Raw genomic sequence first — 13,406 nt, 5'->3', positions numbered from 1 at the left:
CTTCGGAAAGAGACATTGTTACGCCGCCTTCCTCGTGCCCTGCTTCGGTTTGCGCGACACGTTGTCGCCTGCCTTGCGGTCAAGCGGCAAGCAATCCAGCACGGCGAGTAGTGCGATGATGCCGAGCAGCACGAAGGCCAGGCGGAACTCGATGGCGACGATGCCCCCTGCTCCGAGTGGTTCGCTGATTGCCTGCCCGATGCGGATGCCGATGGCGCCAACTGCAATGCCCATGCCCATTGTCAACTGAAAGACGGTGCTGAACAGCGTGTTGGCACCCGTCATCTGCTGCGGCGGGATATCGGCGAACGCAATCGTATTGAGTGCCGTAAAATGCATCGAGCGGCACATGCCGCCGATGAACAGCACCGGCACGATGAACCAGAGCGGCGTGTCGGGCGAAAACATTGCACAGGCGGCGATGAAAACAGCATTCAGAAGACCGTTGACGATCAGCACAGGCTTGAAACCAAAGCGGCGCAGAATGGGCGTCGTTGCCGGCTTCATCGCCAGATTGCCAGCAAAAACGGCGAGCGTCAGCATACCGGCATGAAAGGCGCTGAGCCCGAATCCGACCTGAAACATCAACGGCAGCAGGAAGGGCACGGCACCGATGGCAGTGCGAAACAGCGATCCGCCGGAGATGGTAATAGCGAACGTCGGCAGTTTCAGCCCCGAGAGATCGATGAGCGGATGCTTGGTGCGGAGAAAATGAAGGACGGCGACGGCCAGCAGGACAAAACCGACGATCACATAGGTCCAGGCTTCCAACCAGATTGGATCGGGGCGCCCGATCAGTTCCAGCCCATACATCAGGCTTGCAAGCCCTATGCCGCTGACGACGAAGCCGATCCAGTCGAAAGGCGGGCGTGCCGTGCTCTTCGTTTCCGGAATGAGCATGAGCGCGAAGACGAATGCCAGAATGCCGAGTGGCAGGTTGAGGAAGAAGATCCAGCGCCAGCTCGCATGGTCTGTGATGAAGCCGCCGAGCGGCGGCCCAAGGATCGGCGCCACCAGCGCCGGCCAGGTGATCGTCGCAATGGCCGAGATCAACTTGTCCTTCGGCGTATTGTTCAAGACCACAAGACGGCCCACCGGTACCATCATCGCCCCGCCAATGCCCTGCAGGATACGCATCGAGACGAAGGAACCGACGCCATTGGCGAAACCACAGAGGACGGAGGCGAGCGTGAAGATGACGACGGCAGTCGTAAAGACCAGGCGCGCGCCGAAACGATCGCTGATCCAGCCGCTGATCGGAATGAAGACACCGAGGGTCAGAAGATAGGCACTCATGCCGATATTGAGGTCAACCGGGCGGGCACCGAAGGACAAGGCCATTTGCGGCAATGCGGTCGCGATGACCGTGCCGTCCAGATTTTCCATGAAGAAGGCACCTGCCACAAGCAATGCAATCAACAGCGAACGAGAGCCCGCTTCCTGCACATCCTCCCTCTGCCCACGCGTGGACATGTCGTTCATCGATCAGCTACTCCGAATCCGCCTCGCATCCCGAATGCATTTAACCGGTTCGGTAACGTTTACGATAGGCCGAAATCGCTTCGGCAATCGATTGAGCGATCACGTTTCGCTTGGCAGTCGGGACACAATTTGATTGTCGGGCGTGCTTCTTTCGATGCCCCAGGTAAAGCGACATCTCTGTGAGTTCACAGCCGCAAATTGCTCTCTCGATCCATGCCAGTAGGCACGGACGCGCAAGACATGCTAGGGTTTCGCCGCGACATGCCGCAAAAAGGACGACAGGATCAGCACCGGAACACTATGGAACAGCCTCAAACAAGCCGAGACACCAGCGTGAAGCTCTCCCCAACCGAACTTCAGCCGACGATTGTTCTCACAACGGCGCACCAATAAGGAACGAGAGCCCCGCATAATGAAACATGGCCAGGACGCAATGACCTCTAGGGCTACCCCGGAGTCGAAACTGATCGTAACGCAGTCGCCTTTCGATGCCTTTGTGCGAAAATACGGCACGATCCCGCGACGCGGCGTCTTCGGCTATTTCGTCCACGAACTCGGCCGCCGCATCGTCAGCGGAGACTATCCGGTTGGCGCGACATTACCGAACGAACCCGATCTGGTCGAACAATTCGGCATCAGCCGCACCGTCATCCGCGAAGCGATGAAATGCCTTGCCGGCAAGGGATTGGTGGAAATCAAGACCCGCGTCGGCACCCGCGTCAAGGAACGCTCCAATTGGCATCATCTCGATACGGATGTCATGGTCTGGTATTACGAGACCGGCCCATCGGTCGAAATCATGCGATCGATCAAGGACCTGCGACTGGCGCTCGAGCCGGAGGCAACCGCGCGCGCGGCGCTCCGCCGCACCGAGAGCGATATTGCCGCAATCACCTCCGCCTACGAGGAAATGGCGTCCACCATCGGCGACGTCAACAGCAACGCCGATGCCGACCTGCGCTTTCATACGGCGATCTTCGCCGCCACGCATAACATGATCTATTCGCAATTGATCGATCTGATCGCCGTCGGGATCTACGCCAACCGCACGCTTTCGGGCCATGAAGACATAGCCGAGGGGCAAAAACGCTCCCTGCCCCTTCACAAGGCCATCCTCGACGCGATCATCGCTCAGGACGCGGACGCCGCCATCAAGGCATCCAGAAACCTGCTCGATGCGTGGCTTGCCCGCGATTATGGCTTCTGACGCGCCGCATCTTGCCCCTCCGGGTTAGTGCGTCATCGCATCCTGGGCATCCGCCTTGGGCATTGACGATCCGCGACCGGCATCACGCGTCACTGGGATGAGCCAGATGGTCGCGCAGGTCGTCAAGGCAACGATGACAACGCCCCAGAAGCTCCAGTGCAGCGCGGAATCGAAGACGCCACGGATCGCGGGATCGCCGACGAGGTCGGAAAGGCCGGTCGGCTGGTTGAGGATGTCGTGAAGCCTTGCCGCCAGTTCTCCGCTGCCGTAATGGGCGATGCCAACATTCATGATCGCGCCGAGCGCGGTGGCGCCAAGCGTATTGCCGAGGCTGCGCGAGAAGATGATCGACGCAGTGGCACTGCCGCGCATCGACCACTCCACACTTTCCTGCACCAACACGACACTGGTGAGGCTGATGAGGCCCATGCCGAAGCCCATCAGGAACGAGCCGATCCCCGCGATCACCGGGCTGCTCTCCGGCGTCATAAACAGCAGGAAGAATGAACCGAAGGGAAACATCAGGCTGCCGGCGCGCAAGGTTGTGCGGATGCCGAAGGTGCGGAAGAAGCGGCTTGCGAGCATGACGGCGAGCGGCCAACCGACGATCAGCATGGTGAGCGTGAAGCCGGCCTCCAGCGGCGAGCGGCCGAGTACGCCCTGCACATAAATCGGCAGGACCGTGGTCAGGCCGATCAGGGCCATGCCGGCGAGCAGTGTCGCGGCGTTGCTGGTCGCGATCAGCCGCTGACTCCAGAGCGCGATCGAAATAATCGGCTCCGGCGCTCGCCGCTCCTGCCACAGGAACAGGACACCGGTGACGAGGAAGACGATTGCCAGGGGACAGAGAACGGCAAAGCCGGCATCGGTCTCCGTCAGGATAACAAGCAGCGACACGATCGAAATCGAAAACAGGATCGTGCCGAGATAGTCGATCTTCGCCTCGCGAGGCGTGATGGATTCATGCAGAAAGACCATGAAGCCAGCAATGGCAAGCACGCCAAGCGGCAGGTTGATCCAGAAAATCCAGGCCCAGGAGAGATTATCGACGATGATGCCGCCGGCAAGCGGGCCGATGACGGCGGAGATCGCCCAGACACTGGCGAGCGCGCCTTGCACCTTGGCACGCTCTTCCAGTTTGTAGAGATCGCCGACGACGGTCATCGTGACCGGCTGGATGGCGCCGGCACCGAGACCCTGCAGCAGCCTGAAGACGATGAGCGAGGCCATCGACCAGGCGAAACCGGCCAGCGTCGAGCCCACGAGAAAAATGATGATGCCGCCGATCAGCATGGGCTTGCGACCGAAAATATCGGAAAGCTTGCCATAGATGACCGTGGTGGTGGACTGCGCCAGCAGAAAGGCGGAAAAGACCCAGCTATAATAGGTGAAGCCGCCGAGTTGGCCGACGATGCGCGGCATGGCGGTTGCGACGATGGTCGCTTCGATGGCGACCATGAAGGTTGCCAGCATGATCGAGACGATGACCAACGGGCGTCTCGAACGATCGACCGTGCTGGACATGGCATTCCTTTCTGACTGCTGCACCCGAGGCCGAAAATGCAGGAGGCCACCATAATGGCTATGGTCGAGCGCTTAGCTGGTGGGATCAAGTCTAGGGACAAGACGATTGGAGCGCGACTGCCGGCTGAATCGTTATGATAAGCTTTGCATATTGATGTAGGTCGATGTCAACCATTTAAACGCGAGCATATTCTGCCAAGTCGCCCGCAGGCAGCACTTGGATATCGCCTGTCACGAAACAGGCCAAGGAATCGGTATTCTCCTCAAATTCATTGTCAGCTCAGCTCAATTAGATTCTCAATGAAACTAATTACGATTGCTTTGTTCATTTTCTGAACTTATTGTTGGCGAAACGAGCAAGGATCCAGACGGAACGTCGAATTGCTAACATCCTCTCAGCAGCAGCTTTTGCGGGTCATCAGCCAATCAGGCCCTTCCAGCCGCACGGTCCTGGCGGCCTCAATGGGGCTGAGCAAGGCTGCGATGAGCGGGATTGCCCGTGATCTGATTTCCCGCGGCGTATTGCGGGAGACGGAAACGATCTACGGACAGGGCCGCCCGTCGATCCTGCTGGACCTGCATCCGGAAGGTGCCTTCTTCGGTGGAATTTCGCTGCTGGAAGACCCGGCACCGCTGGTGCTCAGCGACTTCAATGGCAATATCGTCGCTCGCCAGACCATGCCGCTATCGCGCGATCCTGATGTCATTGCCGAAATGATCGCCGACACGCTGCCGAAATTGCTTGCCGAATGCAAAGATGCCCGTCGCAAGCTCTCAGGCCTCGGCATCGCTCTTTCCGGCTTCGTCGACGAAAAACAGGCAAGCTGTGTCAAATCCACCCTGCTTGGCTGGCAGGACGTGCCGCTTGCCGGCATCATCAGGCAGAAGACCGGCATCGCCACCTTCATAGAAAACGACGCCAAGGCGGTCGCGGTCAGCGAGAAGCTGTTCGGCAACGCCCGTGACGTACAGAATTTCAGCGTAGTGTCCTTCGACGACGGCATCGGTTGCGCCCATTTTATCGGCGGCAAGCTCTATCGCGGCAATCATGGCGGCGCCGGCGAGATTGCCCACTGTACGATCGAGCCCAATGGTTCGCCCTGCCGCTGCGGCAAGCGCGGATGTCTCGATACCATAGCCTCGCTGAAGGCAATCAAGGAAACGGCCAAAGCCGAGGGCCTCAGTTGCCAATCCCTCGACGAACTGGAGACGGAGGCATCGCTCGGCAACGCCGCAGCGATCCGCGTCCTGCATCGCGCCGGCAGTGCTCTTGGGCTGGCGATCGCGCACCTCATCCAGTTCAACGATCCCGGCCTGATCCTGATTACGCACGTCGAAGGGCGTTTCGATGGCCTTTTCGGCACAGTCATGCAGCAAGCTGTCGAGGCAAACGTATTGCCGCGCTATGCCGGCCAGACGCCGATCCGCACGCAGCGCGTCGATGGTGATGTCTGGGCGCGGGGCGCTGCCAGCATTGCCGCTCATAATTTTCTGATTGGTCCCAACCCCTATTGAGGTTCCCATGCGCATCGCCGTCGGAGGCATTCATATCGAATGCAGCACCTACAATCCCGTCCTGAACGAAGAGAAGGACTTTCGCGTCCTGCGCGGCGCAGAGCTGACCGCCTCGCCCTATTTCGCCTTCCTGAGGGATTATGACGGCGAATTCCTGCCGACCATCCATGCCAGAGCAATCGCCGGCGGCCCCGTCGCGCGCCATACCTACGAGGCCTTCAAGGCAGAGTTCCTCGAAGGGCTGAAGGCCTTGCTGCCACTCGACGGGCTCTATCTCGCCATGCATGGCGCCATGTATGTCGAGGGCATGGAAGATGCCGAAGGCGACTGGATCAGCGCCGCCCGCGCCGTCGTCGGTGACGATTGCATGGTCTCGGCAAGTTACGACCTGCATGGCAATGTCACCCAGCGCATCATCGATGCGCTCGACATGTACTCGACCTATCGCACCGCCCCGCATATCGATGTCGAGGAGACCATGCGCCGCGCGGTCAAGATGCTGACGGAAAGCCTGAAGACCGGCGTGAAGCCGATCCTCCTATGGGCGCCGATCCCGGTCGTGCTGCCGGGCGAGCGCACCAGTACGGTCGATGAGCCTGCCAAGAGCCTCTACGACATGTTGCCCGGAATGGATGCCATCGACGGCGTCTGGGATGCGTCTTTGATGGTCGGCTATGTCTGGGCCGATGAGCCCCGCGCCACGGCGGCCGCCATCATGACCGGCACGGACCGCGCCGTGCTTGAGCGGGAAGCCAAACGCCTGGCACAGGCCTATTGGGATGCGCGCCAGCATTTCGTTTTCGGCTGCGAGACCGGCTCGATCGAGGAATGCGTCGCCAAGGCAATCGTCAGCACGACCGCGCCCGTTGTTCTGGCTGAGTCCGGCGACAATCCGACGGGCGGTGGCGTCGGTGACCGCGCCGATGTGTTGGCCGAACTGATTGCCAAGGGCGCACAAGGCGTCATCTTTGCCGGCATCGCCGACAAGGCCGCGACGGAAGCCTGCTATGCCGCCGGCCTCGGTGCCACCCTCGATGTCTCCGTCGGCGCGTCGCTCGACACCAAGGGAAGCAAACCGGTAAAAGGCAACTTCACCGTCAAGCACCTGCTGGAGACTAAAGAAGCGAGCGACATGCAGGCCGTCGTCTCCATCGGCGGCATCGACCTCGTCCTTTCAGCCAAGCGCCGTCCCTACCACAACATCGCCGATTTTACCCGCCTCGGCCTTGATCCGCACAAGGCAAAGATCATCGTCGTCAAATCGGGCTATCTTTCTCCGGAACTGGCACCCATCGCCAATCCGAACCTGATGGCACTGTCGCCCGGCGTCGTCGACCAATTCGTCGAGCGCCTGCCGCGCCTGCGCAAGACGAAGCCGACCTACCCCTTCGACAAGGATTTCGACTTCACGCCCGAGACAGCCATTTCGGCGCGCGCTATCAGTCGATAAGGCTCCGCCCGAGAGCCGTAAGGGCGGACGCCATCATCCCACCGTCTGAAAAGGCGACCCGTTTTTGCGGGTCGCCTTTTCGCATTGAGCACAAAAATTGCGCATTGCAAAAATTGCACACAAAAGCGCTTGACGATGTGATCGAGTTGAATTTCTATTGAACCAATCTGAAATTGGTTCACCCTTCGTCATGGCAACCAGCAGCCTTCCGGAAAATTCGGTGCATGCCCTGGAAAGGCTCCGAGGGCTCTTGAATTCCGCCGATCTGCCGACCGATGGAAAGCTGCCGACGGAGCGGGCTCTTTCGGAAACGCTCGGCGTCAGCCGGCGTGCGATCCGGCGGGCGTTAGAGGTGCTGGAAGCGGAAGGCCGCGTCTGGCGGCGGCAGGGCTCGGGAACCTATGTCGGACAACGACCGGACGACTGGAGCCAGCATGTCAGCACGCTTGTCGCCGGCACCGACCTCATGGAAGTGATGGAGGTCCGGCTGCGCATCGAGCCGCAACTCGCCCAGCTCGCCGCCATGCGCGCCAAGCCTGACGACATCGACCGCATGTATGAGCTGGCCAAGAAGATCACCGCGAGCGACGATGCCGACAGCCGCGAACTCTGGGATGGCGCCTTGCATCGGTTGATCGCGCAAAGCACCGGCAATCAGTTCTTCCTGACCATTTTCGACGTGATCAATCATGTCCGCCAGGACGAAGCCTGGCAAACCATTCGCGAATTGGCCCGCAGCATCAACAGGACGCGCCCGGTCTCCTATGCACAGCATCGGGCAATCATCGACGCCATTGCGGCGCGCAACCCGATGAAGGCGGCTGAGGCCATGCGCGAACATCTTCTGATGCTTCAGGAAAGCCTGATCCGCATCACTTCGCTGGATGCGCGGCAAGCGGAGGAGCCGCTGACCGAGGAGGTGGGCTGACCAAAAGTCTCGCCCACACCAGACCATGGCTGGAGAGGAAACCGGCCAAGACTGCAAAACGAAAACTATAAACAGGAGAACGAAATGAAGATTGCCAAATTCATGGCATCGCTTGCCGCCGGCGCCCTGATCGCGCTGCCGTCCCTAGCCGCCGAGCTCAAGATCGGCCTGCAGGACGATGCCGACGCGCTCGACCCTGCTCAGTCTCGCACCTTTGTCGGCCGCATCGTCTATACCGCGCTCTGCGACAAGCTTGTCGACGTGACGCCGGACCTGAAATTCGTACCGCAGCTTGCCACCTCCTGGAAATGGTCCGATGATGGCAAGCAGCTCGTCATGGAGCTGCGCCAGGGCGTGAAATTCCAGGATGAGACGCCATTTAACGCGCAAGCCGTCGTCGACAATATCCAGCGCTATCAGACATTGCCGGAGTCGCGCCGCAAGAGCGAACTTTCCTCCGTCGCCAAGGTCGATGCGACAGGCGAGTACGAAGTCACCTTCACCTTGAAGGCGCCCGACGTCACGCTGCTTGCCCAGCTCTCCGACCGTTCCGGCATGATGGTGTCACCGACGGCCGCCAAGGCCACGGGCGCCAAATTCGGCGATCATCCCGTCTGCTCCGGCCCGTTCAAATTCGTCGAACGCGTGCAGCAGGACCGCATCGTGCTCGAGAAATTCCAGGACTACTGGAACAAGGACAATATCTTCATCGACAAGGTGACCTACCTGCCGATCCCCGACACGACGGTGCGCCTCGCTAACCTGCGTTCCGGCGATCTCGACATGATCGAGCGCGTGGCCGCCTCTGATGTCGCCACGGTCAAGGGCGATCCCAATCTCGTCTATGCCGACGCGATCGGCACCGGCTGGCTCGGTGTCTATGCGAATGTCGGCAACGGCGCGCGCGCCGACAATCCGATGGGCAAGGACAAGCGCCTGCGCCAAGCCTTCTCGCTGGCGATCGACCGCGAAGCTGCCATGCAGATCGTCTTCGACGGCACGGGTCTTGCTGGCAATCAGCCATTTGCGCCGAACAGCCCCTGGTTCGACAAGGATGTTCCGGTACCTGCCCGCGACGTCGACAAGGCAAAGGCGCTGGTCAAGGAAGCCGGTTTCGACCGCATCCCGGTCGAGCTCGCCGTCGCCAACAATCCCGTCTCGATGCAGATGATGCAGATCATCCAGTCGATGGTCGCCGAAGCCGGCTTCGACGTGACGCTGAAGACAACCGAATTTGCGACCTTGCTCGACGCACAATCGAGCGGCAACTACCAGCTCAGCCGCTCCGACTGGTCCGGCCGCTCCGACCCCGACGGCAACATTCAGCAGTTCGTCACGACAGGCGCCGGCCTCAACGATTCCAAATACAGCAATCCGGAGGTCGACAAGCTGCTGCTGGAGGCGCGCCAGTCGCAGGATAACGCCGTGCGCAAGCAGAAATACGATGCGGCCGAGGCAATCCTGAACCAGGACCTGCCGATCATCTTCCTCGGGCATCAGGCATGGATCTGGGCCTACAACAAGAAGGTATCCGGCTTCGTGCCCTCCCCGGACGGCATGATCCGCCTCGTGGGCGTGAAGAAGGGCAGCTGAACGACCAAAGCCATGCGGGCTCCTTCCCGCATGGCGCTTTCACATTCGACATCGCGGCAAGGATCTGCCCATGTATAGCTATATCGGAAAGAGGCTGCTCGTCGCCATCCCGACGCTGCTGATCATTTCGATCTTCGTCTTCTCGCTACAGAAGCTGCTGCCTGGCGATCCGGTGCTCGCCATGGCCGGCGAAGAGCGCGATCCGCAGGTGCTGGAGCTGCTTCGCGAGAAATATCGGCTGAACGATCCGGTCATCTACCAATATGGTTATTGGCTGCAGGGTGTCGCCAGGGGCGATCTCGGCGTCTCGCTGCGCACCAATCAACCGGTCCTGACGCTCGTTGCCGAAAAGCTGCCGGTAACGATCCAGCTTGCCGTCATGTCGATGATCTTCGCTTTCGCGATCGGTATTCCCATGGGCATATTGGCGGCGGTGAAGAAGAACACCTTCATCGACTTCCTCGCCAATATCGTCGCCCTGTGCGGGCTGTCGGTGCCGAACTTCTGGCTCGGCATCATGCTGATCCTGCTGGTCTCGGTGAAGCTGCACTGGCTTCCTGCTTCCGGTTATCAACCCTTCTTCCAAGATCCGTGGCGCTCGATCCAGACGATGCTGATGCCGTCCTTCGTGCTCGGCAATGCACTGGCGGCGACGTTGATGCGCCACACCCGCTCCTCGATGCTGAGCGTGCTCAGCGCTGACTATATCCGGACAGCCCGTGCGAAGGGCCTGCCGGAAACCGCCGTCGTCCTTCAGCACAGCTTCCGCAACGCCATTCTACCCGTCGTCACCGTCAGCGCCCTGCTGTTCGGAGAACTGCTGGCAGGCGCCGTACTGACCGAACAAATCTTCACCATCCCCGGCTTCGGCAAGCTGATCGTCGATGCGGTCTTCAACCGGGATTATGCCGTCGTCCAGGGCGTGGTTCTCTGCACTGCCATCGGCTTTATCGCAATGAACCTCATCGCCGATATTCTCTACGTCCTCCTCAATCCGCGCATGAGGGCGGCCCTATGAGCACGATCGTCCAAGCGGCCACGACCGCCCCTTCTGCCAAACGTGCTCCCAACCGCGCCTGGCGCAAGCTGCGAGCCAACAAGGGCGCGCTGGTTGGACTGGCGATCATTCTCTTCTTTACCGCGCTTGCGGTGGTCGCACCGCTGCTACCGATCCCGGATCCGGTCGCCACCAGTTGGTCGGCGATCCGCAAGGCGCCATCAGCCGCTCATTGGCTCGGCTCCGACGATCTCGGCCGCGACATTCTCTCTCGCATGATCTGGGGCGCACGGGCGTCCCTGATGGCTGGCATCTTCTCCGTCGCCATCGCGGTCGCCATCGGTGTGCCCTTGGGTCTGATCTCGGGTTACTATGGCGGCTGGATCGATCAAATCATCTCGCGCATCACCGAAGCCTTTCTGGCGATGCCCTTCCTCATCACCGCCATTGCGCTTGCCGCCTTCCTCGGCCCCAGCCTGACCAATGCGATGATTGCGATCGGATTATCGGCAACGCCCGTTTTCGTGCGGCTGACGCGCGGCCAGGTGCTGGCGGTCAAGACGGAGGATTATGTCGAGGGCGCCCGATCGATCGGCTTGCGCCATTTCAGTATCATCACCCGTTATATCCTGCCGAACGTATTCGCTCCGATCCTCGTGCAGGCAACGCTCACCATCGCAACCGCGATCATCGCGGAAGCGAGCCTCTCCTTCCTTGGCCTCGGCCAGCAGCCGCCTGCCCCGAGCTGGGGTTCGATGCTCAACGTCGCCAAGAATTATCTCGAACAGGCGCCCTGGATGGCCATGTGGCCGGGTGCCGCCATTTTTCTCGTCGTGATCGGCTTCAATCTCCTCGGCGACGGCCTGCGCGATGCGCTCGACCCGCGCGAAGCATGAATAAACTGAAAGGATGCCCCCAATGACCGCATTCACCACCCGCCCTGAAATCCTCGGCACCTTCGGCGTCGTTACCTCGACGCACTGGATTGCGTCCGCCGTCGGCATGAGCATTCTCGAAAAAGGCGGCAATGCCTTCGACGCTGCCGTTGCCACCGGCTTCGTGCTGCAGATCGTCGAGCCGCATCTCTGCGGGCCGGGCGGCGACATGCCGGCGATCCTCTATTCGAAGAAGAAGGACAAAGTCGAGGTCATCTGTGCCCAGGCACCGGCACCGGCAGGCGCAACGATAGAGCATTACACGCGCGAGGGATTGAAGCTGATCCCCGGTGATGGCCTGCTTGCGACCGTTATCCCTGGAGCCTTCGATGGCTGGATGCTGATGCTGCGCGACTATGGCCGGCTGACGGTCCGCGACGTCCTCGAACCGGCGATCCACTATGCCGAAAAAGGCCATCCCGTCCTGCCGCGCGTTTCCGCCACCATTGCCGGGCTTGCCGAATTCTATCGCAAGGAATGGCCGACATCCTACGAGACATGGCTTCCGGGCGGTGCCGCGCCCGAACCCTGGTCCAATTTCAAGAACCCGGTTCTTGCCGAAACCTGGAAGCGTATCGTCGCCGAGGCGGAGAGCAAGAGCAATCGCGAAGCGCAGATCGAGGCGGCGCGCGATGCCTATTACCGCGGCTTCGTCGCGGAAGCGATCGACAGCTATGTCAGCAAGACCGAGGTCATGGATGCGAGCGGCAAGCGCCACAAGGGCGTGCTGACGGCCGACGATATGGCCAACTGGCGCGCCACCATCGAGGAGCCGCTGACCTATGATTATCACGGCTGGACGGTCGCCAAGATCGGTCCCTGGGGTCAAGGTCCTGTCTTCCTGCAGACGCTGTCGCTGCTCAAGGGCTTCGATCTGGCCGGCATGGACCCCACAGGCGCCGACTTCGTCCATACTGTCACCGAAGCCATGAAGCTCGCCTTTGCCGACCGCGAGGTCTATTACGGCGACCCGAATTTTACGCGCGTACCGCTGGAAACCCTGCTGTCGGATGCCTATGCCGAGGAGCGGCGCCGACTGATTGCGCCAGAGGCTTCGCTTGCCTTGCGGCCCGGCAAGCTGCCCGGCTTCGAAGCCCAGTACGATCTCACCATGAAGATGCTCGAGGCGCCCGAAGCCAAGAGCGGTCCGGTCTACGAGCCGACGATGTCTCATCTGACGGAGAAGCGCGGCGACACCGTACATATCGACGTCATCGACCGCGAAGGCAACATGGTGTCAGTGACGCCATCGGGCGGCTGGCTGCAATCTTCCCCGATCATTCCCGGTCTCGGCTTCTGCCTCAACTCTCGCGCCCAGATGTTCTGGCTGCAGCCGGGCCTGCCCTCCTCGCTCGCGCCGGGCAAGCGACCGCGCACGACGCTGACGCCGACCTTGGCGCTGCACGAGGGACGCCCGACGCTTGCCTTCGGCACGCCGGGAGGCGATCAGCAGGAGCAGTGGCAGCTCGCCTTCTTCCTGCGCTATGTCCATCACGGGCTGAATCTGCAGGAAGCGATCGACAAGCCGCTGTTCCACAGCACGCATTTTCCGAGCTCCTTCTATCCACGCACCCGCGAACCGGGCGGCCTGACGGCAGAGGCGAATTTCAGCGCTGATGTCCTCGATACGCTCCGCAAGAAAGGCCACAAGCTGACCGTCGCGCCGGAATGGACCGTGGGCCGCCTCACCGCAGCGCGGCATGACACCGATGGCCTCTTGCGCGCCGCAGCAACTCCGCGTTTGATGCAAGCCTACGCCATTGGGAGATAGAGCC

General features: G+C 60.8%; 10 protein-coding genes. 8 read left to right on the top strand and 2 right to left on the bottom strand.

Features of this window, described 5'->3' with window-relative positions; translation table 11 throughout:
* Positions 1-18: 18 nt before the first annotated feature.
* The gene (locus AC13Q5_RS17115; RefSeq protein WP_488502527.1) at positions 19-1,482 is read right to left on the bottom strand and encodes a DHA2 family efflux MFS transporter permease subunit; all 1,464 of its coding nucleotides are present in this window, start codon (positions 1,480-1,482) and stop codon (positions 19-21) included.
* A 433-nt stretch (positions 1,483-1,915) separates the two neighbouring features.
* On the opposite strand from AC13Q5_RS17115, the gene AC13Q5_RS17110 reads away from it, so the two are divergent.
* Positions 1,916-2,689: a FadR/GntR family transcriptional regulator gene (locus tag AC13Q5_RS17110; protein WP_488502526.1), complete on the top strand. Its 774-nt coding sequence runs from the start codon at positions 1,916-1,918 to the stop codon at positions 2,687-2,689.
* Between the two features lie 24 nt (positions 2,690-2,713).
* Here the strand turns inward: AC13Q5_RS17110 and AC13Q5_RS17105 are convergent, their stop codons facing one another.
* Entirely contained in the window at positions 2,714-4,213 is a 1,500-nt protein-coding gene (locus AC13Q5_RS17105; RefSeq protein ID WP_488502525.1) for an MDR family MFS transporter, read from the bottom strand.
* A 381-nt stretch (positions 4,214-4,594) separates the two neighbouring features.
* On the opposite strand from AC13Q5_RS17105, the gene AC13Q5_RS17100 reads away from it, so the two are divergent.
* The 7 genes from AC13Q5_RS17100 (at position 4,595) to AC13Q5_RS17070 (ending at position 13,402) form a co-directional block, all read left to right on the top strand.
* Positions 4,595-5,728 (top strand): ROK family transcriptional regulator, encoded by a 1,134-nt coding sequence (locus AC13Q5_RS17100; RefSeq protein ID WP_488502524.1) that lies wholly within the window; start codon positions 4,595-4,597, stop codon positions 5,726-5,728.
* Between the two features lie 7 nt (positions 5,729-5,735).
* Complete coding sequence (locus AC13Q5_RS17095) at positions 5,736-7,178, top strand: M81 family metallopeptidase (protein WP_488502523.1); 1,443 nt, start codon at positions 5,736-5,738, stop codon at positions 7,176-7,178.
* 190 nt (positions 7,179-7,368) lie between these two features.
* Positions 7,369-8,106 carry a FadR/GntR family transcriptional regulator gene (locus AC13Q5_RS17090; RefSeq protein ID WP_488502522.1) on the top strand — a complete coding sequence of 246 codons (738 nt, stop codon included), beginning with the start codon at positions 7,369-7,371 and terminating at the stop codon, positions 8,104-8,106.
* An 84-nt stretch (positions 8,107-8,190) separates the two neighbouring features.
* Positions 8,191-9,699, top strand: a complete 1,509-nt coding sequence (locus AC13Q5_RS17085) for an ABC transporter substrate-binding protein (protein WP_488502521.1) — start codon at positions 8,191-8,193, stop codon at positions 9,697-9,699.
* Positions 9,700-9,769: 70 nt separating this feature from the next.
* Complete coding sequence (locus AC13Q5_RS17080; protein ID WP_457879516.1) at positions 9,770-10,717, top strand: ABC transporter permease; 948 nt, start codon at positions 9,770-9,772, stop codon at positions 10,715-10,717.
* Positions 10,714-11,592, top strand: coding sequence for an ABC transporter permease (locus tag AC13Q5_RS17075; RefSeq protein WP_075853935.1), 879 nt, complete (start codon positions 10,714-10,716; stop codon positions 11,590-11,592). The genes AC13Q5_RS17080 and AC13Q5_RS17075 overlap by 4 nt, the downstream gene beginning before the upstream one ends.
* 22 nt (positions 11,593-11,614) lie before the next feature.
* Positions 11,615-13,402, top strand: a complete 1,788-nt coding sequence (locus AC13Q5_RS17070) for a gamma-glutamyltransferase family protein (protein ID WP_488502520.1) — start codon at positions 11,615-11,617, stop codon at positions 13,400-13,402.
* Positions 13,403-13,406: the final 4 nt, after the last annotated feature.

This window comes from Martinezella sp. CNPSo 3964, from assembly GCF_057784375.1.
The sequence above is the reverse complement of the archived record's forward strand: the minus strand, read 5'-3'. Positions and strand labels throughout refer to the sequence as shown.